This window comes from Streptomyces sp. NPDC001532, from assembly GCF_040298625.1.
Taxonomy (GTDB): Bacteria; Actinomycetota; Actinomycetes; order Streptomycetales; family Streptomycetaceae; genus Streptomyces.
In genome coordinates this window covers 81,249-104,713 of sequence record NZ_JBEPAL010000018.1, presented here as the reverse complement: position 1 = coordinate 104,713, position 23,465 = coordinate 81,249, and the positions used below count along the sequence as shown (strand labels likewise).

Below are 23,465 nucleotides of genomic sequence, written 5' to 3'. Positions count from 1 at the left end.
GTGGGGCATGTCCGCGTGGCTGCCCGACGCACGTGATTCCCGGAGCGGTGACGGTGGCCGGTGCGACGGACCGCCCGAGCCGCTGCCGCACGCGTGGCGCCCGCTGCTCGCCGAGCCCGGCCTGGCGAAGCTGTGCGGGGACCCGCTGGCGGACGCGGCACTGCGGGAGCTGCGCCGGCTGCTGCCGCCGCGCGCCGCGCTGCACTCGCTGCGGACCTTCCTGCTGGCCGACGCCTGCGCGCGGGCCCGCGGGATCCGCTACGACGAGGCAGGACTGCTCGCCGCCGCGGCCTTCCACGACACCGGGCTGACCGGGGCCGCGCCACGGGTGCGCGGCGGCTTCCCGTGCCGTTCGGCGGTGCTGCTCGACCGCTTCCTGGCCGGGCACGGGGTGGCCGGGGCGCGGCGGGCGGCGCTGACCCGGGCGGTGCGCGAGCACATGCGGCCGCGGCCGGCCCGCGACGCCGGCGCCGAGGCGCGGCTGCTGCACTTCGGGGCCTGGCTGGACGTCACCGGGCGAGGCCGCCGCCGGCTGCCCGGTGAGCGGGGCCGGCTGGCCGGTCTGGCGCCGACGCCCTGGTTCGCCGTCTCCTTCACCGCCCGGGTGGCCGTCTGCGGGCTGCGCCGGGTCCTGCCGGACTCCTCGGCCGCCACGGGCTGAACTCCGGCACGGCCACTCGCTCTTCCCGACGCGAAAGGACCGTAGACATGACCGTAGACATGACCGCCGGCAGGACCGCCGACGGGCAGGACGACCAGCGTGAGTTCGATGTCGCCGTCATCGGGGGCGGCATCGGCGGGACGATGCTCGGGGCGATCCTGGCACGCCACGGCGTGCGGGTGCTGCTGCTGGAGGGAAGCGGGCACCCCCGGTTCGCGATCGGCGAGTCCACCGTCCCGGAGACCACCTTCGGCCTCAGGGTGCTGGCCCGCCGCTACGACGTCCCCGAGATCGAGCATCTGGCGACCAACGGGGCGCTGCGCCGCCATGTGTCGTCGAACTGCGGGGTGAAGCGCAACTTCAGCTTCGTCTATCACCGCGAGGGTGAGCCCACCCGTGGCGAGGAGTGCACCCAGTACCCGACGTGGGGGCCGCCGCTCGGGCCCGACTCGCACTACTTCCGGCAGGACGTGGACGCGTACATGTTCCACGTGGCCGTCTCCTACGGCGCGACCGCGTACACCCACACGCTGGTCGACGACGTGAAGTTCGAGGAGGACGGGGCCACCGTCGTCACCCGCGAGAAGGGCACCTTCCGGGTGTCGTACGTGGTGGACGCCGGCGGGATGCGGGCGATCCTGCCGGAGCGGCTGGGGCTGCGGCAGGACCCGCCGTACCGCACCCGCTCACGCACGATCTTCACCCACATGGTGAACGTGCGCCCCTTCGACACCGTCGCGCCGCCGCGCGAGGAGCACGGGATGCCGAGCCCGTTCGGCCAGGGCACGCTGCACCATCTCTTCGAGGGCGGCTGGTTCTGGGTGATCCCGTTCGACAACCACTCGGCGAGCACCAGCGAGCTGTGCAGCGTCGGCGTCAATCTGGACCTGGACCGGTATCCGCGCCCGGAGGGGGTCTCGGCGGAGGACGAGTTCTGGAGCCATGTGCGGCGGTTCCCCAGCGTGGCCCGGCAGTTCGAGCACGCGCGGTCGGTGCGGCCGTACGTCTCCACCGACCGGACCCAGTTCTCCACGCGGACCGTGGTCGGCGACCGCTGGTGCCTGCTGCCGCACGCCAGCGACTTCATCGATCCGCTGTTCTCCAGCGGGCTCGCGGTGACGGTCATGTCGCTCAACGCGCTCGGCCACCGGCTCATCGACGCGGTCCGACGGGACGACTTCGCCACCGAGCGGTTCGCCTACCTGGAGACGTGGATCAAGCGGATGTTCCGCTTCTACGACGACCTGGTGTCGTGCAGCTACATCTCCTTCGACGACTTCGAGCTGTGGAACGCCTGGAACCGGGTCTGGACGATCACCACGCTGTACGGCACCAACGCGCAGAACCAGGCCGCGGTGAGGTTCGAGAAGACCCGTGACCGGGCGGTCTTCGACGCTCTGGAGTCGACTCCGTACCGGGGTCTCCAAGGCGTCGACAACCCGTGGGTCGAACGGCTCTTCAACCAGTCGCGGGACGCCGTACTGGCGTACCGCAAGGGCCAGTTGACGAAGGAGCAGACCGTCGCGCGGATCTTCGAGCTGCTGCGCGAGAGCGAACTGTGCCCGGACGTGTGGGGCACCCTCGACCCCGAGGACCGCTGCCCGTCGGGCGTGTTCACGCTCTGGCCGCTGATGCGGATCCTGCTGTGGGGCAGGTTCCGCTCCCCGCGGCACGTACGGGGCTCCTACTTCACCGGCGGCGGCCGGATGGTCGGCAAGGAGGCGGTCGAGGCGTTCACCGCCAGCCTGCGGGACGGCGGCTCCGTGGTGCATCAGACGGTCCGGGACATGTGGGTCAACTGGAACCAGGACTGGACGCGGCGGCCGGCTCCGCGCACCGCGAATCCCAGGGGGCGGCGGGAGAAATGAAAAATCATTCCTGCTGATTCGGAAACGCAACGTTCCGGTTTGCCGCCCCGAGGCCTCGGGTAGGAAAACCACACGGCCGAGCGAAATGAATTCCCGGCTGCCCTTTCCCCTGCCTGATCGAGAGACAACGGGCTGCAATTCCCATGGTGCTGAATTCCACCTGCCAATCGCCCGCTGCATGCTCCTGGGAAGAAATCTTCCAGCATCAGGACCGTCTCATGCGGTTGGTTCGACGAAGACTCCCGAGTTATCAGGACGCCGAGGACTGCGTTCAGGAGACGATGGCCCGGGCCGCGGCGCACACCACCCTGGACCGGAATCGACTGGGCCCCTTCCTGACCTCCGTGGCCCTTCGCCTCTGCATCGACTTCTACCGTGACATGGAGCGACGCAAGCGGCTGCTGCAACGCACCGCCTTTCTGGACGACCCCGGCACGACCGAGGAAGACGTCTGCGACGAGGATTTCGGACGGTGGCTGCTCACCCAGGTCCACCAGCTCCGCGGCCGGGAACAGGAAGTGATACTCGCCCGCGCCGCCGGAATTTCCACCGCGGAATTCGCGCGTATGCACAACATCTCCGTGAAGGCGGCCGAATCCGCATTCACCCGGGGCCGGGCGCGACTGAAAATGGCCTGCGTGAAGGCCTTGGACGACCGCGTCGGATGAACGGCGGCAGCAAAAGCGCTGCCGCTCCGCCCAGACAGTGAAAGGGAATCCTTCCATGGGCAGCAACAAGAACCTTCAGGACATCATGAAGGACTTCGTCGGGTCGGTGACCGACAGCTGGAAACAGATGGTCGACGATCTCATCAACCGGTCGGACAGCGGTACGTCCGCCAACCCGGTGCAGGCCCTGACCGGACTGCCCGTCGACGCGCTGAGCGCGCTGTCGCAGGCGCTCAGCCCGGTCGGCGCGGCCCAGTTCCTCAGCGCCACCGGGAACCCGCTCGCCGCGCTCCAGGCCCTCACCGGCGGTGGCGGCGCCAACCCGCTGGCCGCCCTCGGCGCGCTGAACGCGCTCACCGGAGGCGGCGCCGCCGCGAACCCGCTCGCCGCGCTGAACATGCTGGGCGGCGCGGCCGGCGGACTCGGCGGCCTCGGCCAACTGGCGGGCGGCGTCGGCCAGCTGGCCGGCGGGGTCGGTCATGCGGCGGGCGGAGTGGGCAACGTGCTCAACACCGCGGCCGGACTGCCGGGCCAGCTCGGTCAACTGGCGGGCGTGCCGGGGCAGCTGGCGGGCGTGCCGGGGCAGCTGGCGCAGGCCGGCGCCGGGCTCGCCGGAGCGGTGCCGGGAGTGGGGCAGGCGGCCGCCGGGCTCGCGGGCGCGGTGCCGGGCGTCGGGCAAGCCGCCGCCGGGCTCGCGGGTGCGGTGCCCGGGGTGGGCGGGCTGCTCGGCGGGGCCGGAGCGGGCGCCTCTCCGGCGTCCGAACGCGGCGGCGAACCCCATAAGCCCTGACCGTCCCCGATCCGTCCCGCCTCTCCCCCGCGCGCCGCCGCTCCACGGCCGCCCGCGGTCCCGCGGTTCCGCGGTTCCGAACGAAAAGGATCGCTCACGATGGCGTCTGTCGTAGGTGACCGCCTGCGTCTCGTGGTCAAGGTGCTGGGCAGTCTCGTCGCCGACGAGGTCGGCCAGGCCACCCGGCTGCGCAGAAGTGCCAAGCGGGACGGCCGGTCCCTACGGACCCCGGCGGAGGCGGCCGACGCCTCCGCCGGAGCCGAGCAGCGGCGCGCCAAGGCAGTGCGGCACGCCCTGGAGAGCCTCGGGCCCTTCTATGTGAAGCTCGGCCAGATGCTCTCCACCCGGCCGGACATGGTGCCCCAGTCCATCCGGGACGAGCTGCAGAACCTGCACGACGAGGTCGACGTGCAGCCGTTCTCGGCGTTCGAACCCCAGCTGGTCCGTGATCTGGGGCCGGACTGGAAGCTGCGCTTCGACGACATCGACACCGTCGCCCCGCTCGGCGCGGCCTCCCTCGCCCAGGTCTACCGGGTGACCCTGCCCGGCGGACGGCCCGCGGTGGTCAAGATCCAGCGCCCGGGGATCCGTGAGGGCGTGCTCGCCGACATGGCGCTGATGCGCCGGGCGTCGAAGATCGTGGCGCGGGTCGCGCCCCGGTTCAACGAGGTCATCGACATCGAGGCCATGCTGGGCTCGGTCTTCGACGCGATGGAACCGGAGCTGGACTTCACCGGCGAGGCCCGCAACATGGACGAGGCCCGGGAGAACATCAAGGCCTTCCGGACCCTGGAGGTGCCCCGGGTGCTGCACGCCAGCCCCCGGGTGCTGGTCCAGTCGCTGGCGTCCGGCACCTCGGTACGGCACCTGGACCGGCACCACTTCACCGACGACGAACGCATCGAGATCGGCCGGGACCTGCTGCGCTTCATGTACCACGGCTACTTCGTGCACCGGATGTTCCACGCGGACCCGCACGCGGGCAACGTCTTCGCGTCGCCCGGCGGGCCCGCGACGCTGATCGACTGGGGCATGGTCGGCCGCCTCGACCGGCGCACCAGCCTCCAGTTGCTGCCGCTGTTCATGACGCTGGCGCAGAACGACGGGCCGGGGCTGGCGCACCACTGGGCGGAGATGGGCCGGCTCACGCCCTGGGCCAACATGCCGGCGTTCGCCGCGGACATGGCCGCGTTCGTGCCCAAGGTCTCGCATCTGTCCCTGGAGGAGATGAACTTCGGCGTCTCCCTGACCACCGTGCTGGCGAAGGCGACCAAACGCGGCATCGGCTCGCCGCCGGCCGTCTCGCTGCTCGGCAAGTCCTTCGCCAACCTGGACGGCTCGGTGCGCTGCCTCGCCCCGGAGATCACCCTTCCGGAGGTCTTCCAGGGCGAGGTGCCGAAGATCCTGTTCTCGCTGGGCCGCGAGTTCCTGGGCCGCCATCAGTTCGCCCGCAACTCCATGGAGCTGCTGCTCGCCGCGGCCACCAGCCCCGAGCAGCTGCGCGGGCTGCTCGGCGACCTGGCCAACCGCCGGTTCGCGCTCCATCTGCACGAGCCGCGGACCCCGGCCGCGATGGGCGGACAGCGCCCGACCCGACCCTCCGGCGGCCTGCTGGCCCTGGGCGCGCTGGCGTACCTGATGGCCCGCCGGCGCTGAGCCCCCGCCACGGCCGGCCGCCCCCCGTGCCGCGCCCCGCAGCGCCGACCCACCCGTCGTCACGCCCTGCCGGCCTGCCCGACCGTCACGCCCTGCCGACACGCCCTGCCGGCCTGCCCGACCGTCACGCCCTGCCGTCACGCCCTGCCGTCACGCCCTGCCGTCACGCCCTGCCGTCATCCCTCACGGAGGCCCCATGCCGGACACCGCCCCGCCCGAGTCACCCGCCCCGCCCGAGTCACCCGCCGTGCCGACCCCTGCCGTGCCGGCCCCCGCCGCACCGGCCGCCGTCCCGCGGGGCGCCGTCCCACCCACCGCTCTGTCCCCCGTCGCGCTCTGGACCGCCGCCGCGCACGCCGCCGAGTTCGGGCGGGCCGTCCCGTACGTACGTGATCCCTGGGCCGCCGACTTCCTGCACGCCGCCGGGTTCCGGGGCGGGCCGCCGGGCGACGGGCCGTTGCGGCGGCTGCTGCCGGACTGGGCGGTGGTGCGCTCGCGGTTCTTCGACGAGGAGCTGCTGGCCGCCGCGCGCTCGGGCTGCCGTCAGGTGGTGCTGCTCGGCGCCGGGCTCGACACCCGCGCGCACCGGCTGGACTGGCCGCGCGGGGTCCAGGTCTTCGAGGTCGACGAGCCCGCCGTCCTGCGGTTCAAGGACCGGGTGCTGGACGGGGAGCGGCCCACCTGCGGCCGCCGCACGACGGTCGCCGCGGACCCGGCCGGCGGTTCCCTGCGCGAGGCCCTGCTCGCGGCGGGGCTCGATCCCCGGCGGCCCACGGTCTGGCTCGCCGAGACGCTGCTGTACCACCTGGACCCGGCGGCCGTGGAGCCGATCGTCGGCACGGCGACGGAACTGTCCGCGCCGGGCAGCATCTTCGCCGCGGAGTGCGTGAACGCCCAGGAGACGGCGTCGGCGTTCGTGGCACCGTTCCTGGACGCCCTGTCGGCCACCGGCGTCCACTGGCTCTGGCAGCTCGCCGAGCCCGAGGTCTGGTGGGCGGGCCGGGGCTGGGACGCGCGGGTGGCGGACCTGTTCACCCTGCCGTACGTGATGGAGCGGCTCGCGCCCCACCTGCCGCTGCTCACCGAGGCGGCCGCCCGGTGCGTGTTCCTGACCACCGGCACCCTTCGCCGCTGACCGACCGGCTCGTGGCACGAGCGGAGCCCCGGACCGCGTGGTCCGGGGCTCCGGGCGGACTCCGTCAGCCGCGCTCCAGTTCCAGCAGCGCGGCGAGCCACAGGTCCGGCAGCTGGTCGGCGGTGGCCAGGTTCTCGTCGTGGACGACGGTCAGGCAGGAGGTGCCCTGCTGGCTGGTCAGCGTGATCAGGCAGCGGATGCCGGAGGCGAGGCCGGAGAAGACGACGGCGCGCGTGGAGGCGGTGCCCTGGTGGAGGAGCGGGTCGCCGAAGTCGACGCTGCTCACCGGTCCGGCGACGGCCGCCCCGTTGACCATCCGGGTGCCGATGCGGGCGCCCAGCTCCCGCGGGCCGGCCGCCAGCAGCAGCCGGAAGGCGTCGCGCTGCCGGCTGCCGCGCAGCCGCGCGGTGTGCGCCATCACCCGGGCGATGCCCCGCTGGGGCGTCGGTTCGTCGCAGGGCAGCAGCACGCGTGCGACGACCATGTGGTTGCCGGGGGCGCACTCCTTGCCGGGGCCACGCAGCGACATCGGCACCGCGACGGGCAGCGGCGGGTGGACGGTGCCGGTGGCCTTCCGGTGCCAGGTGTGCACGGCGTGGGCGTACGAGGCGAGGAAGACGTCGTTGACCGTCCCGCCGTACGCCCGGCCGATCGCCCGCAGCCGGGCCAGCGGGGTCACCGCGTGGCATACCGCCAGCCGTCCGCTGACGGCGCCGTCGAACGCCGGTTTGGCGGTCGGGCGCAGGGAGGCCGTCACGTCGCCCAGGGCGCCGGTGAGGCCCCGCAGGGTGGGCCGGGCGGGGCGGTGCGGGGCCGGGCCGCCGACGGGGTGGTCGTCGAGGAGGGCGCGGGCGGTGTGCGCGGCGCCCACGCCGTCCTGGAGGGTGTGGTCGTTGCGGTAGCAGAGGTGGTAGCGGCCGTCGGGGCCGTGGATCAGCCAGACGTCCCAGGGCGGCCGGTCGCCGCCGGTCAGCGGCTGGGCCACCATCAGCCGTCCGGCGCCCGTCCCGTCGTCCCCGGCGGGCAGGCGGGCCTCGTGCACATGCCGCTCCACCGCGATCCGGTCGGCCCTGCGGAACACCTTGTGGTCGCGGACGATGCCGTAGCGCAGCACCGGGATGCGGTGGGCCCGTTCGGCCACCCGGGCCCGTACGGCGTCCAGGGACGGGGCGCGGCCGGTGAAGTCGAACAGGAACCCGGCGGGCAGCGGTCTGCCGCCCGTGGCCCGGTGGTAGGCGGCGTCCGCGGCTCCCATGGCGAGGGTGACGGGCAGGCCGTCGGAGCCGAGGTCGGGCAGCAGCATGGAATCTCCCTGTCGGATCTGGTCTCCCGGTCGGACATGCGGGCCCGGCTCAGCAGGTGCGCCGGGTCACCCGGCCGAGCGTGTCCACGTAGGCCCGCAGCAGGGGGCGGGCGGGCCCGCGGACGGGCAGCGAGGGGGCCGCCGAGCGGTGCCAGGGCAGCGGCTCGGCCGGTTCGGAGACGCCCAGCAGGGCGCCGGCCACGTACGCGCCGTGCGCCACGGACATCGCCAGGCCGTGTCCGCAACAGCCGCCGATGTACCAGACGTCGGGGAAGCCGTGGACCGGTCCGACCACGGGCAGTCCGTCGGCGGTCATGCCGATGCGGCCGGACCAGCGGTGGGTGACCGGCACGTCGGACAGTTCGGGGTGCAGCCTGCGCAGCCAGCCGCCCAGCCAGTCCCAGGCCCGTTCGCGCAGGGCCTGGAGGCGGTGCGGGGCGAGTCCGGTGGGGACGGTGACGGTGCCGCCGCCGGCCACCAGTCCCCGGTCGGGGAGCAGCCGGAAGTAGGGCGCCATGGGCAGCGCGTCGACGACGGCCCGTCCCTCGTGGCCGCCGAGGGCGCGGTAGGCGTCGACGCCGAGCGGCGCGGTGGCGACGGCGTACACCTCCATCGGCAGCACGGTGCCGACCGGCAGGTCCAGGTCGCGGGCGGCGGAGTTGACGGCGAGCACGGCCTGTCCGGCGTAGAGGCGGCCGTGCGGGAAGACCAGTTCGGGGCCGACCAGGTCGCCGGGGTGCACGGCGCGCAGCGGGCTGTCGCCGTAGAAGCGCACGCCCTTGGCGGCGCAGGCGCGGGCCAGGGCACAGGTCAGCGCGGCCGGGTCCAGGGTGGCGGCGGTGCGGTGCAGCAGGCCCGCGGTGTACGGCACACCGACCCGGGCGTGCACCTCCGCGCCGGGCAGCACGGGGACGTCCACGCCGAGCGCCCGGTAGGCGCGGGCCTGCCGGGCGAGTGCGGCGAGGCCCGCGGTGGCGCGGGTCGCCATGATCTGCTCGCCGCGCCGCAGCCCGACGGACGTGTCGAGCCGTCCGCACAGGTCGAGGACCGTGTCCACCGCCCGTACGCTCGCCAGGTGCATCCGGCGGGCCTGCCGGATGCCGTGGCGGCGCACCGCGCGGTCGACGGGCGGTCCGGCGCGCGGGCCGAGCAGTCCCGTGCCTCGGCCGCTGGCCCCGGCGGCGGGGTGTCCGGCGTCGACGACGGCGATGTCGAGGCCGGGCGCGCGTTCCGCGAGATGGTAGGCGCACGACAGGCCGGCGAGTCCGGCGCCGACGACGGCGACGTCCGCCGTGACCACGCCGTGCAGCGGGGGCTGCGGCGGCACCTCCGCGGGCTCCCAGGCGGGGCTGCCGGCCGCCGGCTGGTTCATCCGGTGCCGTCCGGGGCGGGCTCGGCGAGGGAGCGGAACCGGCGGTCGTGCCAGAGCAGCGGCCGGCCGCCGCCGACGTGCACCGCCGCCGGCTGGCCGATGACCAGGTGGTGGTCGCCGTAGCGGCGGACGTCGGTCAGCAGGCACACCGACCAGGCGAGCGCGCCGGGGAGCACGGGGACGCCGAGGACCTGCCGGGTGTCGGTGCCCGCGAAGCGCTGGGCGGCGGTGGTGGTGGGGCAGGCGAACCGGGTGGCCAGGGTGTGCTGGTCGTCACGCAGCAGGTGCACCGCGAACGCCCCGTGGGCGCGGATCGCGGCCAGGGTGCGGGAGCCGTCGCGCAGACAGGCCAGCAGCAGCGGCGGCCGGGCCGACAGGGAGGTGACCGCGGAGACGGTCATCCCGAGCGGGCCGCCCTCGCCGCGGGCCGTCACCACGCTCACCCCGGCGGCGAGTTTGGCGTACAGGCCGAGGCAGCGGGCGGTGCCGGGGCCCGGCTCCTCGTGGAGCGGTTCGGCGGCCCGCGGATCAGCCGCGAGCGGGGGCGACGGCGCGTTCATCGGTCACCTCCGAGCCGTTCACGCCGTGCACGCCGGTGGCGTCCGCCGCGTCCGCCGCGTCGGCCCCGTCGGCGGGACCGGCGTCGACGACCCTGGCCTGCACCAGGCCGGCCACGATCTGGGCGATGTTGGTCCGCAGGGTGGACTCGGCGACCGGGTCGAGGATGTCGGCGAGGGTGGGGATGCCGAGGTCGAAGGCGGCGGTGAAGGTGATGAGGGTGCCGTCGTCGTGCGGTGCGCAGCGCCAGCTGCCCTCGAAGGTCTGGAAGTCGCCGTCGAGTTGTTCGAAGGTGAGGGAGCCGGTCTCCGGCGACAGGGTGTCGCGCTCCCGCCAGCGCATCAGGCCGCCGCGGAACAGCACGGTCCAGTCGGAGACCAGCGAGCCGTCGGCCAGGGTGTCCACCTGGACGTCCCGGACCGTCCCGGTGAGCTCCGGATATCTGCGGAAGTCGCTGATGCGCTGGTAGACGGCGTCGGGGGCGAGGCCGTCGGCGATCGCGTGCAGGACCACATGGCGCATGGGGGGTTCGGTTCCTTCCGTCTGGTTGCCAACGGGTGGGGGCGGTCGCGGGTCACCCGGCCATCCGGGCCGCCACGGTGCGCAGGGCCTCGGCGAAGGTGGCGAGGAACCGCTCCAGCGTGGCGTCGTCGACCGCGGCGGGCGGGGTCAGGCGCAGCACCCGGGTGGAGTTGAGGGAGTGGTTGACGAGGATGTCGCGGGCGATCAGCTCCAGCAGCAGTTCGCCGACGGCCTGTTCGGCGGTGAACTCGATCCCGATCAGCAGTCCCCGGCCGCGGACGTCGCGGACCAGGCCCTCGCGGTGGGGCGCGCAGGCGGCCCGGACGCCGTCGAGGACGCGCGGGCCGAGGGCGGCGGCCCGGGCCACGGTGTCCTCGCGTTCCATCGTCTCGACGGTGGCGAGGGCGGCGGCGCAGGCGATCGGGGAGGCGCCGAAGGTGGAGGTGTGCAGGTAGGGGTCGCTGCTGAAGGGGGCGTAGGCCTCCTTGGTGGCCGCGATCGCGGCGATCGGTACGACGCCTCCGCTGAGGCCCTTGCCCACCAGCATGATGTCCGGACGTACGCCCTCGGAGTCCACGCCCCACCAGGTGCCCAGCCGGCCCATGCCGGTCTGGATCTCGTCGACGACGAGGAGGGCGCCGTACTCCCGGCACAGGGCGGCGACCCGGGTGAGGTAGCCGGGCTCCGGGATGCGCACCCCGGCCTCGCCCTGGACCGGTTCCAGGATCACGCAGGCCCGGTCGCGGCGGTCGGCGAGGGCCCGTCCGAGGTCGTCCGGGTCGCCGTACTCGACCTGGGTGACGTCCGGGACGAGCGGCTGGAACGGGGCCTGGTAGAGGCTGTTGGCGGTGACGCTGAGCGCGCCGAGGGTCTTGCCGTGGAAGCCCTTGCGGGTGGTGACGACGGCGTTGCGGCCGTGGGCGCGGGCCAGCTTGAGGGCGCCTTCGGTGGCTTCCGCGCCGGAGTTGACGAAGTGCACGTAGTCCATGCCCGGCGGGGTGTGCCGGGCCAGTGCCTGGGCGGCCCGCGCGGCGACCGGTTCCAGGAAGACCCGGCTGGCCAGCGGGTGGGTGTCGAGCTGGCGGTGCACCGCCTCGACGACGGCCGGGTGGCGGTGGCCGAGGAGGAAGACGCCGTAGCCGCCGAAGTCCAGGAAGCGGCGCCCGTCGTCGGTGTGGATCCACGGGCCCTCCGAGAAGATCTCGGCCATGCCGCCCATGACCCGGCCCATGACGGCGCGGCCGGAGCCGATGTGGCGGGCGTAGAGGTCGGCGACGTCGGTGCCGGGGTCGGTGGGCAGGGGTGGGGACATCGTCATGACGCGGCCTCCGCGGGGATCGGGGTGATCGGTCGTGCGCGGTGCTTCCTCAGCAGCGCGGCCTGTCCCTCGGCCCAGCTCTCCAGGTTGCGGAAGAGCGCCGCGCGGATGTCGTCGTGGGTGGGCCGGATGCCGCAGTGGGGTTCGCCGAGCGAGGAGTCGAGGGGCAGTTCGCTCTGGAAGACCAGCAGCAGTTCCGCGTAGTGGCGGAAGCGCTGTCGCATCGAGCCGGGCAGCGCGGTGCCCTCCAGCATGGGCAGCAGCAGCCGGTGGACGGCCTCGACGGGGATGAGCCGGGGCCGGGCCGGCTCGCGCAGCCCGTACCGGACGGCGAACTCGGCGCAGGTGTCGGCGATCTCCCGCAGCAGGATCGCCTCCTTGCCGGCGGTCAGCCAGTACTCGCCGTTGCCGACGCCGCCGCGGATGAGGTCGCCGACGGCTCGGGTGACGTAGTCCTGCGGCACCATGTCGACGCGGGCGTCGGGGGCACCGGGCAGCACCGGGACCTGGCCGAGGACCATGGCGCCGATCGTCCTGGTGAGCCCCTGTTCGCCGGCGATCCGGCCGGTGGCGGAGTCGCCCATGACGACGGACGGGCGGACCAGGGCACCGGGCAGGTCGGCGTCGCGCCACTGCTGCTCCGCGGCGGCCTTGGAGACCAGGTAGGCGGCGGCGCCGGGGAAGCGTTCCTCGTCCTCGGGGCTCGGGGTGTTGCCGACGAACGCGGTGCTCACCAGGTACAGCGGTGCGTCGGCGCGGGCCGCCAGGTCGAGCATGGTCTCGGTGCCGAGGGTGTTGGTGCGGACGATGTCCTCGGGACGCAGGCGCCAGTTGGTCGCGGCGGCGGAGTGCAGCACCACGTCGACCTCCAGCGCGAGCTGGTGCCACTGCAGCGCGGTCAGGCCGAGGCGCGGCGCGAGCAGATCACCCCGCAGCTCGCGGACCCTCGGGTCCGCGACGGGCCGGTCGCGGCGCAGGCAGACCAGGTCGAAGTCGGGGTGCAGCTCCTCGATGAGGGCCCGTCCGAGGACTCCGGAGGCGCCGGTGAGCAGCAGGGTCGGCCGGTCGCGGGCGACCGGCCGAGGGGTCGGTGAGAGGGCGGTTCGCAGGGTGTCACGTGACATGAGTGGTTCCCCCAACGGGTCTCTACTGCCGTGGGATGGCGGGCGGTGCCGGTGACCGGCGCCCGCCTCAGGCGATCGTGAGCGGCCGGTCGGCCAGGTACGCGGCGAACGGTGCGGTCATCCGGGAGCGGGACGGCGGGTGCAGGGAGAGGCCGTTGGCGCAGGCGGCCAGGTGGCCGATCTCGTCGGAGGTCATGAAGTTCAGCCCGCCGAGCAGTTCGACCGCGCGGGGCACGATCCGGGCGAGGGCGTCCTGGACGCCGTAGCGCACGGCGAGCGCCTGGGCGAGGGTGGACTCGTCGAGGTCGCCGTCGTCGACCCGGCGCGCCACGCCCTCGGCGGTGGCCGCGGCGGCCTCGGTCTCGACGTACAGCCGGACCCGCTCGTGCTCGGGGATGCGGTCGTTGAGCAGTACGCGTTCCACCAGGGCGCCGGCCGCGCCGAGGTAGCTGCCGGTCATCAGCACCTGGAACCAGATCAGGCCGGCGGTCTGGAGGTCGTCGAGCTGCTTGCCGGCGGGGGCCGCGGTGCGCAGCAGCAGCTCGGGCGGGACGAGGACGTCGGTGAGGGTGACCTGCTCGCTCTCGGCGCCGGCCAGGAAGGTGCTGGACCAGAAGCCGCTGACGCTCAGGCCCTCGCTCTCGGCGGGCACCAGCGCCACCGCCAGTTCGTCGCCCTGTCCGTCCTCGCGGGGCACCAGGACGCTGGCGGTGAGCAGGTCCATGGAGCGGGCGAGGCTGCACGGGCGTTTGACGCCGTTGACGCGGACGCCGTCGCCGGTGACCGTGGCGGTCATCGACGGCTCCAGGATGCCCGCGCCGCTGCGGCCCTCGGCGAAGCCGGAGGCGATGATGCGGTTGGCGGACGCCACGCCCTCGATGAGCATCCATTCCAGTCCGTCGCCGCCGAGGGCGCCGAGGCCGACCAGGGTGGCCATCGAGAAGTGGTGCATGGTGGTCGCCACGGCGAGGGACGGCGAGCGGCTGCCGATGGCCCGCTGCACCCGCAGCGCGTCCAGCGCCCCGGCCCCGCGGCCCTGATGGGACTCCGGCACCAGCAGGCCGGGGCCGCCGCAGTCCCGGAAGAGGCCGATGCCGGGGCTGCCGGCGCGTTCCAGCTCCATCAGCGGGATCTCGCGCAGGGCCGGGTCCAGGTCGGGCAGCAGCTTGGCCAGCGTGGTGCGTTCTCGTTCGAGGAATCTCATGGACGTCCAGTCCTCCTGGTGGAATCGGTCAGGTCGGGCCAGTCACGTCGGGTCAGTCACATCGGGTCAGATACGTCGGGTCAGTGACGCCGGGCCGGCCACGTCGGGTCAGTGAGGCCGGACGGGTCACGTCGGATCGGTCACGTCGGATCGGCCACATCTGGTCGCTCACGCCGGATCGGTCACGCCGCGTCCGTCACACGGAGTTGGTGGCGCGCAGCAGCTGCCAGACGGCGCCCGGCCGGGGCCTGCCCCGGAAGGCGATGTACTCGGGGAGGACGGCGTGCGGGGCCCATTTCTCCTTGTACTCGAGCTGGGAGGCGGCCGGGTAGACGGCCTGGCCGTGGGTGGCGAGCAGCCGCGCGAACCGGGTGAAGCCGCGGCTGGCGCCGGGCATCTCGTGCTCCTCGGAGAGCGAGGTGAACGGGGTGAACCCGAAGTGCAGCCACGGCGCGCCCTCGGCGGTGAACCGTTCGATGACGGTGGCGTTCAGCGCCTCCATCACACCGGGCGGCGCGTCGGGCCGCCGGCGGCTGAGGTCGTGCAGCCAGCCGGGCCGGCTGCCGTAGACCGGTGAGTAGTTGATGTAGCCGACGACCTCGCCGTCGATCCGGCCGACGAACAGCCGGCGGTGGTGTTGCAGCGGGCCGGTGCGCTGGCCGACCAGGAAGCGCAGCTCCTTGACGTGCCGGCCCTTGTCCCGCAGCCAGTCGTCGTCGACGCGGTCGAGCGCGGCGCGGTCGGCGCCGGGCTCGGTCTCGGTCACCTCCAGGCCGGCCCGCCGGGCCCGGGAGATCTTGTTGCGCAGCCGTACGAAGCGGGAGCCGCGCAGCGTGAAGCGGGTCAGGTCGACTGCGTAGGATGCCCCGAGCTGGTTGACGGTGAAGCCGCTCCGCGCGTACAACTCCGCGTCAGCGCGCTGAAGTTGGACGGCGACAAGACGTCGGCCGGCGTGTGCGGCGAAGGCCTGGAGCAGTTGCTCCCGGTGTTCCGGCGCGGCGAACGGGCCGCCGAACTGGAGGGTGTAGCGCCCGGAACGGCGGTAGGCGCAGGCGCCCGCGAGCCGGTCGTCCCGGAAGAATTCGTTCCCGCTGTTGAGCGCGAGAAATGAGCTGGGGTTGTCGCTGTATTCGGCGAGTGTGTCAAGCGCCGACTGCATTCGCGCCCTCCCTCGGCGTCCGGGAACCGCCGATGGCCGTGGCGCCGTATCTCTTCTCGAACTCCCGGTAGGCCGGATCGGTCTCCGGCTCGAACGCGACACCGAAGGGCTTCAACGAATTCCCGAACAGCGCCCGGTCGCCCATGAGATGGACGGGCAGCGCGAGCAGGGCCCATTCCGGCTCGACGAACCAGGCCCACGCACCGGCCAGCAGAAGCGCCGTGACGAGGCTGTGCATCACGTTGTAGGCCACGTAGTAGCCGCGTGCGACGCGCTGGTCCGGACTGCGCCGGAAGGCGATCGCCCCGGGGACGTACCCGATGAGGTCGATCACCAGGAAGAAGGCCGCGAACACCCACCAGCGGATCTCGGCGAGATGCTGGTAGGCGAGCACGAGTGAGATGACCAGAAAGGCCAGCCATTCGAGTCGGGAGAACGCGAAGGTGGTCCTGGTCTCGAACCGGTTCTTTGCATCCACGGTCGGCCTGCCCCCTCACTGTGGTCTTTCACTCCTGCTTACGCGCGAGCGGGCGCGACCCCTCGTAAACAGGAAGCGACTGGCGCCGCGAGGTCCGCTTCAGTGCCCCGGAGCCCAGGGCGACCCCGAGGCCCACCAGGGCGCTGCCGGCGGCCTGCGCGAGGCCGTAGGAGCCGGTGCCGACGAGCGGGGCGGTGCAGGCGGCGGCGACCGGGATGAGGCCGGAGAAGAGAGTGGCACGTTCGGCGCCGATCCGCTGCATGCCCATGTACCAGCAGACGAAGCCGACGACGGTGACGATCGCCGCCTGCCACAGCAGGGCGGCGGTCTCGGTGGCGTCGGGACGGCGCAGCCAGGCGGAGCCGTCGAGCAGCAGCCCGGCCGCCGCGGACTCCAGCGCGGCGATCCCGCACACCGTGGCGGACAGCAGTCGCGGGCCGAGCTGGCGCAGCACCGGCACGGCGAGGACCGCGAAGCCGACCTCACCGGCGAGCGCGCACACCGACCAGGCGAGTCCTACGCCGTCGGTGCGGCCCCAGCCCTGGACGGCGCAGGCGCCGACCGCGACGAGCGAGGCGCCGTACAGCACGGTGCGCCGGGGCCGGCGCCCCTCGGCCAGGGGGACGACGACGGCCACCACGACGGGCGCGCAGCCCACCAGGACGCCCGGCACGGCGGGTTCGGCGGTGCGCTCGGCGGCGAGGACGGCCAGGTTGAAGCCGACCATGCCGACGGCCGCGAGCAGTGCGAGCCGCACCCACTGCCGGGGGACGAGGCCGCGCAGCCGGGCGACGGAGCCAGGGCCGGCCAGCGGGACCAGCAGCAGACAGGCGAGTGCGTAGCGCAGGAACTGGCCGCCCGCGTACGGGTAGTCACCGAGGACGCTGTTGGCGGTGAAGGATCCTCCGACGAGGACGCAGGCGAGCGCGGCGAGCAGGGAGCCGCGGGTGGTGGTGGCGTTCATGGGAACGACGCTAGGAGCGGCGGCGGTCCGGTTTAAGGTCCACTTCCATGACGACGTCCCGGACCAATTTCCCTGCGGCGCACGGTACCGACGGCGGCTCGGTCGCCTGGGAGGTGCTGCTTCCGGCCGCCGCCGCGCCGGCCCGTTCCCGAGGGCGGGCGTTGCAGTCGGCGCTGAGGGAGGCGGTGCGGTCGGGGCGGCTGGTGCCGGGCACCCGGCTGCCGTCGAGCCGGGACCTGGCCGCCGACCTCGGGGTGTCGCGCGGGCTGGTCACCGAGGCGTACGAGCAGCTGACCGCGGAGGGCTATCTGCGCAGCGGGCGCGGCGCGGGGACCTGGGTGGGCGAGGCGGTACGGGCGGCCCGGCCGGGCGCGCACGACCTCGCGCCGCGCTCCCCCGGCGCCCGCGCCGACTTCGTGCCGGGCACCCCGGATCTGTCGCTGTTCCCGCGGGCGGCGTGGGCGGCGGCGCAGCGGCGGGTGCTGGCGGAGCTGCCGCACCACGACCTCGGCTATCCCGACCCGCGCGGTCTGCCCCGGCTGCGCACCGCGCTGGCCGAACTGCTCACGCGGCGCCGGGGCGTGGTCGCGGACCCGGAGCGGATCGTGGTGGTCTCCGGGGTGGTGCAGGCGACCGCGCTGCTCGGTTTCGCACTGCACGCGCGCGGGCTGCGCGAGGTGGGCGTCGAGGACCCGGGGAGCCCGCAGCACGACGACGTGTACGCCTCGGCCGGCATCACGACCGTGCCGCTGCCCCTGGACGGCGACGGTCTCGCGCTCGGCCCGCTGCGGGACTCCGGCGTCCGGGCGGTGGTGACGACACCGGCCCACCAGTACCCCACCGGCATCGCCTACTCCGCGCGGCGCCGCGCGCAACTCCTCGACTGGGCGCGGGAGGTGGACGGGGTCGTGCTGGAGGACGACTACGACGGCGACTTCCGCTACGACCGCGCCCCCGTCGGCGCCCTCCAGGGCCTGGACCCGGAGCGCGTCGTCTACACCGGGTCGGTGAGCAAGTCCCTGGCACCGGGGCTGCGGCTGGGCTGGATGCTGGTCCCGCAGTGGCTGGCGGAGGAGATCGTCACCCGCAAGCGGACCATGGACCTCGGCCATCCCAGCCTCGACCAGGCGCTGTTCGCCCGTTTCCTGGAGCACGGCGACTACGACCGCCAGCTGCGCCGCTGCCAGCGCGCCTACCGGGAGCGGCGGGACACACTGGTGGCCGCGCTGGAGGAGCACTTCCCCGGTGCCGAGGTGTCCGGGATCGCGGCGGGCCTCCATGTCATCGCCACCCTGCCGGACCGCTACGGCCCTCAGGACCGCTTCCTCGCCCGGACGGCGGCGGCCGGGATCGCCCTCCGCCCGCTCTCGGACTGCGCACACGCCCGCTCCCGCCAGCCACCGAACCCGGCGGTACGCCTGGTACTGGGCTACGCACATCTGCCGCCGGGGCGGATCAGGGAGGGGGTGCGGCTGATGGCTGCCGCGAGCTGAGGGCGGGGGGCTCGGGCGGTGCGGGACAGGGCTCGGGCGGTGCGGGAAAGGGCTCGGGCGGTGCGGGACAGGGCTCGGGCGGTGCGGGAAAGGGCTCGGGCGGTGCGGGAAAGGGCTCGGGGGGTGCGGGACAGCGCTTGGGCGGTGCGTGTTTCCCCGTCGGACCTGGCCGGTCCGGTGGTTCCGGGGTGGATGCGGTCAGTTGTTCACTTGTGGTTTCCGTGGGCGCTGCGGCGCACCAGTAGTTGTGGCTTCACACACCGGCCGGAACCCGTTCTGGAGGCCCTCTTCATGTCACAGCGTCCGCTCCCCGACCGCCGCTCCGTGCTGCGCGGCTCGCTCGCCGCGTCCGCGGCCCTGTCCCTGCCGCTCGGCCTCGGCGCGGCGCCCGCCCTCGCCCTGTCGGGGCGTCCCCGGGCGGGCTGGGGCGTGCAGACGGGCGATGTGACGACGGACTCGGGTCTGGTGTGGGTGCGCTCCGACCGGCCGGCCCGGATGATCGTCGAGACCTCCGCCACCGAGTCCTTCCGCGATCCGCGCAGATGGCGGGGCCCGCTGCTGGGCGCGGACTCCGACTTCACCGGCACCACCCGGCTGCACGGGCTGCCGCCGGGCGAGCAGATCCACTACCGCGTGCTGCTCGCCGACCCGGACGACCCGCGCCGCACCGGTGAGCCGGTCACCGGCACCTTCCGCACCGCGTCCGCGAAACGGCGCGACGGGGTGCGGTTCGTCTGGTCCGGCGACCTGGCCGGGCAGGGCTGGGGCATCAATCCGGAGCTGGGCGGCTACCGGATCTACGACGCGATGGCCGCCCTCGACCCGGACTTCTTCCTCTGCTCCGGCGACAACGTGTACGCGGACGGCCCGATCACCGGCAGCGTGACCCTGCCCGACGGGCGGATCTGGCGGAACGTCACCACCGAGGAGAAGTCCAAGGTCGCCGAGACGCTGGCGGAGTTCCGCGGCAACTTCCGCTACAACCTGCTGGACGAGAACCTGCGGGCGTTCAACGCCCAGGTGCCGTCGATCATCCAGTGGGACGACCACGAGGTCACCAACAACTGGTACCCGGGGGAGATCCTCGCCGACGCCCGGTACACGGAGAAGAGCGTCGACGTGCTCGCCGCGCGGGCCCGGCAGGCGTTCTCGGAGTACTTCCCGATCTCGACGCTGCGCCGCCCCGACGGCCGGGTCTACCGGGTGCAGCACCACGGCCCGCTGCTGGACGTCTTCGTCCTGGACATGCGCACCCACCGCAACGCGAACTCCCCGGACGACCAGGCCACCGACCCGCAAGGCATCCTCGGCCGGGAGCAACTGGAGTGGCTGAAGAGGGAGCTGTCCCGCTCGCGCGCGGTGTGGAAGGTGATCGCCTCCGACATGCCGCTCGGCCTGGTCGTGCCGGACACCGGCGACGGTCTGCCGAACATCGAGGCCGTCGCCCAGGGCGACCCGGGCGCGCCGCTCGGCCGCGAGCTGCAGATCGCCGAGCTGCTGCGGTTCGTCAAGCACCGCAGGATCACCGGCACGGTCTGGCTGACGGCCGACGTGCACTACACCTCCGCGCAGCACTACCAGCCGGAGCGGGCCGCGTTCACCGACTTCGAGCCGTTCTGGGAGTTCGTCTCGGGGCCGCTCAACGCCGGGGCGTTCCCGGCCAACACGCTCGACGGCACGTTCGGCCCGGAGCGGGTCTTCGTGAAGGCTCCGACCAGGTCGAACGTCTCTCCCGCCGAGGGCTACCAGTTCTTCGGCGAGGTGGACATCGACGGCGACAGCGCGGAACTGACGGTGCGGCTGCGCGAGCAGGACGGCACGGTGCTGTTCACGAAGGTGCTGCGGCCGGGGCGGGTCGGGCAGTAGATCCCGTACTCTCGTGCCGTGTCGCGCACCGCCGTCATCCCGCGGTGCGCGACATGGCGGGAAGCGGCCTCCACATCGGAGCAAATCGGTCAGAAGCCTGCTTAACCCATGAGTCACACACTGTTCGTGATCACGCAACACCGTTCCTTCACAGTGGGTGCATGAAGCGGAAAATCACTGATGTGACGCGCGCGAAGAACGGGCGTCCCGTGCACCACTGGCGGCGCGACGTCGTCGAGCTCGCCGCCCTGTTCACCGCCGTCGCGGTGGCCGACGCCGTGGCGAACCTGATCGGGCACGGCCCCGACGGGCCCCAGCTGCTCGTGGTCTCGGCGATCGTGCTGCTCGCCACCGCCGCCTTCCACACATGGTGGGCACGCCGCCACGGCCACGCTCCGCCGGCCGACGATACCGGCGCCCGGCCGAGTTCCGGGCGGTCCGAGGCGGAGGCGGCGTCCGGGGCCGTGCCCGAGGAGAGCGTGCTGTGGCGGCTGCGGACCACCGTGCGCGACGAGCCCGGCTCGCTGGCGGCGCTGTGCACCGCGCTCGCCAGCCACCGGGTGGACATCCTGAGCCTCCAGACGCACCCGCTGGGCCACGGCACGGTGGACGAGTTCCTGCTGCGCGCCCCCGGCACGCTCGGCGGCGCCGAGATCACCCGCGCGGTGTCCCTGTCCGGCGGCTCGGACACCTGGATCGAGCGGGCCGACACCCATGATCTGGTGGACGCCCCGACGCGGATCCTGAGCCTCGCCACCCGCACCGCCCTGGACGCGGCCGAGCTGCCGCTGGCCCTGCGCCAGCTGCTGGGCCGCTGCACCATCCGCCAGCTGCCCGCCGCCCCGGCCGGGCGCGCCGACGGCGGGGTGCCCGCGGAGGGGGTCCTGGAGGACACGGTGATGCGGCTGCGCGCTCCGGAGGGCGGAGTGATCAGCGTGGAGCGGCCGTATCTGCCGTTCACGCCGACCGAGTTCGCGCGGGCGCGGGCGCTGGTGGAGCTGGACACCCGGCTCGGTCCGCGGATCCCGCTCAGCCAGGACGTGCTGACGCTGCCGGAGGGCAACGACATCACGGTGCGCCGGGCCGACACCGGTGACCTCGTCGAGGCGCGGGAGATGCACGACCGCTGCTCGGCGCGCACCCTGTCGATGCGCTACCACGGCCCGGTGGGGGACGCCGACCGCTACCTCAACCACCTGCTCTCCCCGCGCTACGGCCGGACGCTCGCCGTGCGGACCACGTCGGGGCGGATCGTCGGGCTCGGCCACCTGCTGTGGGACGGTGACGAGACGGAGGTCGCGCTGCTGGTCGAGGACGAGTGGCAGCGGCGCGGTGTCGGCGGCGAACTGCTCGCCCGGCTGGTGGCGATGGCGGTCGAGGCGGGCTGCGAGAGCGTGTACGCGGTCACCCAGGCCTCCAACACGGGCATGGTCGCCGCGATGCGCGGCCTGGGCCTGCCCCTGGACTACCAGATCGAGGAGGGCACCCTGGTGATCACCGCCCGGCTGGAGAAGGCCGCGGTGCCCACCGGGCTCCCGGTCGGCGACTGACCGCTCCCACGCCTCGGTGAACGGCCCGGTGACACCGGGCCGTTCACGCGTTCACCCCAGGGCCTTGTCCAGGTCGGCCCACAGGTCGTCGACGTCCTCCAGGCCCACCGACAGGCGCAGCAGCCGGTCACTGACGCCGGCGCCCCGGCGGTCGTCGGCGTCCACGATGCGGTGGCTGATCGACGCCGGGTGCTGGATGAGGGAGTCGACGCTGCCGAGGCTCACCGCGGGGGTCACCAGCTCGACCGCGCCGATGACCGCGTGCGGGTCGCCGTGCACCTCGAAGGCGATCATCGCGCCGCCGATGCGCGGGTAGTGCACCCGGGCGACGCGCAGGTCGGCGGCGAGCCGGCGGGCCAGCTCGGCGGCGCTGTCGGACGCGGCCCGCACCCGGACCGGCAGGGTGGCGAGGCCGCGCAGCAGCAGATAGCCGGCCAGCGGGTGCAGCACGCCGCCGGTGGCGAACCTGACCTGCCGCAGCCGCCCGGCGAGCTCCTCGTCGCAGGCGACCACACCGGCCAGCACGTCGCCGTGGCCGCCGAGGTACTTGGTGGCGCTGTGCAGCACCAGCCGCGCACCCTGCTCGGCCGGACGTTGCAGCACCGGGGTGGCGAAGGTGTTGTCGGCCAGCAGCGGCACCGAGCCGCAGGCGTGCGCGACCGCCCGCAGATCCAGCTCGGCGAGGGTCGGGTTCGCCGGGGACTCCACGATCACCAGACCGGTGTCCGGGCGCAGCGCGTCGGCGATCCCGGCCGGGTCGGTGAAGGTGACCTCCGAGCCGAGCAGCCCGGCGGTGAGCAGATGGTCGCTGCACCCGTACAGCGGGCGGACGGCGACCACGTGCCGCAGGCCCATGGAGGCCCGCACCAGCAGCACCGCGCTCAGCGCGGCCATGCCGCTGGCGAAGGCCACGGCCGTCTCGGTGCCCTCCAGCCGGGCCAGGGCGGTCTCGAAGCGGGCGACGGTCGGGTTGCCGAGGCGGCCGTAGACGGGCGGGCCGTCCGGTTCCGCGCCGGTGGTGGCGAAGGCGTCGATACGAGCGGCTTCACCACGGCTGTCGGCCGACGGGTAGGTGGTCGACAGGTCGATCGGCGGGACGTGCAGGCCCTGGGCGGCGAGGTCGTCGCGGCCGGCGTGCACGGCCTCGGTGGCCAGTGCCCGGGGACGGGTGCGGGTGTGTGTGCGCGCTGTCTCCATGGACGGAGAGGGTGAACACCGACCGGGGACAGGTATGCGAAAGCCGTGTTACGTTCGGCCCATGGCCGAATCTGTCGTACTGGATCCGGTGGACCTCCATCTGCTGCGGCTGTTGCAGAACGACGCCCGGACCACCTACCGGGACCTCGCCGCCCAGGTCGGGGTCGCGCCGTCCACCTGCCTGGACCGGGTGACCCGGCTGCGCCGCGCGGGCGTGATCCTCGGGCATCAGCTGCGGCTGGATCCGGCCAAGTTGGGGCGCGGCCTCGAGGCACTGCTGTCGGTGCAGGTCAGACCGCACCGGCGGGAGCTGGTCGGGCCGTTCGTGGAGCGGATCCGGGCGCTGCCGGAGTCCCGGACGGTCTTCCATCTCACCGGCCCGGACGACTATCTCGTCCATGTCGCGGTCGCCGACATGACCGACCTGCAACGGCTGGTCCTGGACGAGTTCACGGCCCACCGGGAAGTAGCGCGAGTCGAGACTCGCTTGATTTTCCAGCAATGGGACTGCGGTCCGCTGCTGCCGCCCGTGCCCGCCCCGCCATTCGGCTGACGTCGCCCGGACCTTCGTACGAGGAT

Annotated in this window: 21 protein-coding genes; 10 read left to right on the top strand and 11 right to left on the bottom strand. The window is 73.6% G+C overall.

Annotation, left to right across the window (positions count from 1 at the left end; all coding sequences use genetic code 11):
• The first annotated feature begins 7 nt into the window (after nucleotides 1–7).
• From ABT232_RS18635 to ABT232_RS18610, 6 genes are all read left to right on the top strand, one after another.
• Nucleotides 8–661 carry an HD domain-containing protein gene (locus ABT232_RS18635; protein WP_351841123.1) on the top strand — a complete coding sequence of 218 codons (654 nt, stop codon included), beginning with the start codon at nucleotides 8–10 and terminating at the stop codon, nucleotides 659–661.
• A gap of 47 nt (nucleotides 662–708) precedes the next feature.
• A complete protein-coding gene (locus tag ABT232_RS18630) occupies nucleotides 709–2,529 on the top strand; it encodes an NAD(P)/FAD-dependent oxidoreductase (protein ID WP_351841121.1) in 1,821 nt (606 codons plus the stop codon).
• A gap of 143 nt (nucleotides 2,530–2,672) precedes the next feature.
• Nucleotides 2,673–3,197 (top strand): RNA polymerase sigma factor, encoded by a 525-nt coding sequence (locus tag ABT232_RS18625; RefSeq protein ID WP_351841119.1) that lies wholly within the window; start codon nucleotides 2,673–2,675, stop codon nucleotides 3,195–3,197.
• Nucleotides 3,198–3,252: 55 nt separating this feature from the next.
• Nucleotides 3,253–3,987 (top strand): hypothetical protein, encoded by a 735-nt coding sequence (locus ABT232_RS18620; RefSeq protein WP_351841117.1) that lies wholly within the window; start codon nucleotides 3,253–3,255, stop codon nucleotides 3,985–3,987.
• A 99-nt stretch (nucleotides 3,988–4,086) separates the two neighbouring features.
• Nucleotides 4,087–5,643 (top strand): ABC1 kinase family protein, encoded by a 1,557-nt coding sequence (locus tag ABT232_RS18615; protein ID WP_351841115.1) that lies wholly within the window; start codon nucleotides 4,087–4,089, stop codon nucleotides 5,641–5,643.
• 196 nt (nucleotides 5,644–5,839) lie between these two features.
• On the top strand, nucleotides 5,840–6,778 hold the full coding sequence (locus ABT232_RS18610) for an SAM-dependent methyltransferase (protein WP_351841113.1): 939 nt from the start codon (nucleotides 5,840–5,842) through the stop codon (nucleotides 6,776–6,778).
• 64 nt (nucleotides 6,779–6,842) lie between these two features.
• Here ABT232_RS18610 and ABT232_RS18605 read toward each other — a convergent pair whose 3' ends face one another.
• The 10 genes from ABT232_RS18605 to ABT232_RS18560 all read right to left on the bottom strand — a co-directional run bounded on the left by ABT232_RS18605 (nucleotide 6,843) and on the right by ABT232_RS18560 (nucleotide 16,780).
• Complete coding sequence (locus tag ABT232_RS18605) at nucleotides 6,843–8,081, bottom strand: wax ester/triacylglycerol synthase domain-containing protein (RefSeq protein WP_351841111.1); 1,239 nt, start codon at nucleotides 8,079–8,081, stop codon at nucleotides 6,843–6,845.
• Between the two features lie 49 nt (nucleotides 8,082–8,130).
• Nucleotides 8,131–9,453, bottom strand: coding sequence for an NAD(P)/FAD-dependent oxidoreductase (locus tag ABT232_RS18600; RefSeq protein WP_351841109.1), 1,323 nt, complete (start codon nucleotides 9,451–9,453; stop codon nucleotides 8,131–8,133).
• Nucleotides 9,450–10,013: a flavin reductase family protein gene (locus ABT232_RS18595; RefSeq protein ID WP_351841107.1), complete on the bottom strand. Its 564-nt coding sequence runs from the start codon at nucleotides 10,011–10,013 to the stop codon at nucleotides 9,450–9,452. The genes ABT232_RS18600 and ABT232_RS18595 overlap by 4 nt, the downstream gene beginning before the upstream one ends.
• Nucleotides 9,982–10,533, bottom strand: a complete 552-nt coding sequence (locus ABT232_RS18590) for a type II toxin-antitoxin system RatA family toxin (protein ID WP_351841105.1) — start codon at nucleotides 10,531–10,533, stop codon at nucleotides 9,982–9,984. Before ABT232_RS18590 ends, ABT232_RS18595 begins: the two co-directional genes overlap by 32 nt.
• A 52-nt stretch (nucleotides 10,534–10,585) precedes the next feature.
• Nucleotides 10,586–11,851: an aspartate aminotransferase family protein gene (locus tag ABT232_RS18585; protein ID WP_450871986.1), complete on the bottom strand. Its 1,266-nt coding sequence runs from the start codon at nucleotides 11,849–11,851 to the stop codon at nucleotides 10,586–10,588.
• Nucleotides 11,848–12,975, bottom strand: coding sequence for an SDR family oxidoreductase (locus ABT232_RS18580; protein WP_351841103.1), 1,128 nt, complete (start codon nucleotides 12,973–12,975; stop codon nucleotides 11,848–11,850). Before ABT232_RS18580 ends, ABT232_RS18585 begins: the two co-directional genes overlap by 4 nt.
• 67 nt (nucleotides 12,976–13,042) lie before the next feature.
• Complete coding sequence (locus ABT232_RS18575) at nucleotides 13,043–14,179, bottom strand: acyl-CoA dehydrogenase family protein (protein ID WP_351841101.1); 1,137 nt, start codon at nucleotides 14,177–14,179, stop codon at nucleotides 13,043–13,045.
• A gap of 196 nt (nucleotides 14,180–14,375) precedes the next feature.
• A complete protein-coding gene (locus ABT232_RS18570) occupies nucleotides 14,376–15,338 on the bottom strand; it encodes a bifunctional lysylphosphatidylglycerol flippase/synthetase MprF (protein ID WP_351841099.1) in 963 nt (320 codons plus the stop codon).
• Nucleotides 15,322–15,816, bottom strand: coding sequence for a hypothetical protein (locus ABT232_RS18565; RefSeq protein ID WP_351841097.1), 495 nt, complete (start codon nucleotides 15,814–15,816; stop codon nucleotides 15,322–15,324). The genes ABT232_RS18570 and ABT232_RS18565 overlap by 17 nt, the downstream gene beginning before the upstream one ends.
• Before the next feature lie 28 nt (nucleotides 15,817–15,844).
• The gene (locus tag ABT232_RS18560) at nucleotides 15,845–16,780 is read right to left on the bottom strand and encodes a DMT family transporter (RefSeq protein WP_351841095.1); all 936 of its coding nucleotides are present in this window, start codon (nucleotides 16,778–16,780) and stop codon (nucleotides 15,845–15,847) included.
• Between the two features lie 47 nt (nucleotides 16,781–16,827).
• Between ABT232_RS18560 and pdxR the strand changes: the two genes are divergently transcribed.
• The 3 genes from pdxR (at nucleotide 16,828) to ABT232_RS18545 (ending at nucleotide 21,689) form a co-directional block, all read left to right on the top strand.
• On the top strand, nucleotides 16,828–18,273 hold the full coding sequence (gene pdxR, locus ABT232_RS18555; protein ID WP_351841093.1) for a MocR-like pyridoxine biosynthesis transcription factor PdxR: 1,446 nt from the start codon (nucleotides 16,828–16,830) through the stop codon (nucleotides 18,271–18,273).
• Nucleotides 18,274–18,564: 291 nt separating this feature from the next.
• Nucleotides 18,565–20,139: an alkaline phosphatase D family protein gene (locus tag ABT232_RS18550; RefSeq protein WP_351841091.1), complete on the top strand. Its 1,575-nt coding sequence runs from the start codon at nucleotides 18,565–18,567 to the stop codon at nucleotides 20,137–20,139.
• Between the two features lie 161 nt (nucleotides 20,140–20,300).
• Nucleotides 20,301–21,689, top strand: a complete 1,389-nt coding sequence (locus tag ABT232_RS18545) for a GNAT family N-acetyltransferase (RefSeq protein ID WP_351841089.1) — start codon at nucleotides 20,301–20,303, stop codon at nucleotides 21,687–21,689.
• 51 nt (nucleotides 21,690–21,740) lie between these two features.
• On the opposite strand, the gene ABT232_RS18540 is transcribed toward ABT232_RS18545, so the two are convergent.
• Nucleotides 21,741–22,886 (bottom strand): trans-sulfuration enzyme family protein, encoded by a 1,146-nt coding sequence (locus tag ABT232_RS18540; protein ID WP_351841087.1) that lies wholly within the window; start codon nucleotides 22,884–22,886, stop codon nucleotides 21,741–21,743.
• A gap of 61 nt (nucleotides 22,887–22,947) precedes the next feature.
• On the opposite strand from ABT232_RS18540, the gene ABT232_RS18535 reads away from it, so the two are divergent.
• Nucleotides 22,948–23,439: an Lrp/AsnC family transcriptional regulator gene (locus ABT232_RS18535; RefSeq protein ID WP_351841084.1), complete on the top strand. Its 492-nt coding sequence runs from the start codon at nucleotides 22,948–22,950 to the stop codon at nucleotides 23,437–23,439.
• Nucleotides 23,440–23,465: the final 26 nt, after the last annotated feature.

Excerpts from the sequence above, each read along its gene's own strand:
- ABT232_RS18580 (WP_351841103.1), bottom strand. The coding sequence starts at position 12,975 with ATGTCACGTGACACCCTGCGAACCGCCCTCTCACCGACCCCTCGGCCG.
- ABT232_RS18595 (WP_351841107.1), bottom strand. The coding sequence starts at position 10,013 with ATGAACGCGCCGTCGCCCCCGCTCGCGGCTGATCCGCGGGCCGCCGAA.
- ABT232_RS18575 (WP_351841101.1), bottom strand. The coding sequence starts at position 14,179 with ATGAGATTCCTCGAACGAGAACGCACCACGCTGGCCAAGCTGCTGCCC.
- ABT232_RS18540 (WP_351841087.1), bottom strand. The coding sequence starts at position 22,886 with ATGGAGACAGCGCGCACACACACCCGCACCCGTCCCCGGGCACTGGCC.
- pdxR (WP_351841093.1), top strand. The coding sequence starts at position 16,828 with ATGACGACGTCCCGGACCAATTTCCCTGCGGCGCACGGTACCGACGGC.
- ABT232_RS18545 (WP_351841089.1), top strand. The coding sequence starts at position 20,301 with ATGAAGCGGAAAATCACTGATGTGACGCGCGCGAAGAACGGGCGTCCC.
- ABT232_RS18535 (WP_351841084.1), top strand. The coding sequence starts at position 22,948 with ATGGCCGAATCTGTCGTACTGGATCCGGTGGACCTCCATCTGCTGCGG.
- ABT232_RS18585 (WP_450871986.1), bottom strand. The coding sequence starts at position 11,851 with ATGACGATGTCCCCACCCCTGCCCACCGACCCCGGCACCGACGTCGCC.
- ABT232_RS18590 (WP_351841105.1), bottom strand. The coding sequence starts at position 10,533 with ATGCGCCATGTGGTCCTGCACGCGATCGCCGACGGCCTCGCCCCCGAC.
- ABT232_RS18605 (WP_351841111.1), bottom strand. The coding sequence starts at position 8,081 with ATGCTGCTGCCCGACCTCGGCTCCGACGGCCTGCCCGTCACCCTCGCC.
- ABT232_RS18615 (WP_351841115.1), top strand. The coding sequence starts at position 4,087 with ATGGCGTCTGTCGTAGGTGACCGCCTGCGTCTCGTGGTCAAGGTGCTG.
- ABT232_RS18620 (WP_351841117.1), top strand. The coding sequence starts at position 3,253 with ATGGGCAGCAACAAGAACCTTCAGGACATCATGAAGGACTTCGTCGGG.
- ABT232_RS18600 (WP_351841109.1), bottom strand. The coding sequence starts at position 9,453 with ATGAACCAGCCGGCGGCCGGCAGCCCCGCCTGGGAGCCCGCGGAGGTG.
- ABT232_RS18550 (WP_351841091.1), top strand. The coding sequence starts at position 18,565 with ATGTCACAGCGTCCGCTCCCCGACCGCCGCTCCGTGCTGCGCGGCTCG.
- ABT232_RS18630 (WP_351841121.1), top strand. The coding sequence starts at position 709 with ATGACCGTAGACATGACCGCCGGCAGGACCGCCGACGGGCAGGACGAC.
- ABT232_RS18635 (WP_351841123.1), top strand. The coding sequence starts at position 8 with ATGTCCGCGTGGCTGCCCGACGCACGTGATTCCCGGAGCGGTGACGGT.
- ABT232_RS18625 (WP_351841119.1), top strand. The coding sequence starts at position 2,673 with ATGGTGCTGAATTCCACCTGCCAATCGCCCGCTGCATGCTCCTGGGAA.
- ABT232_RS18570 (WP_351841099.1), bottom strand. The coding sequence starts at position 15,338 with ATGCAGTCGGCGCTTGACACACTCGCCGAATACAGCGACAACCCCAGC.
- ABT232_RS18610 (WP_351841113.1), top strand. The coding sequence starts at position 5,840 with ATGCCGGACACCGCCCCGCCCGAGTCACCCGCCCCGCCCGAGTCACCC.
- ABT232_RS18560 (WP_351841095.1), bottom strand. The coding sequence starts at position 16,780 with ATGAACGCCACCACCACCCGCGGCTCCCTGCTCGCCGCGCTCGCCTGC.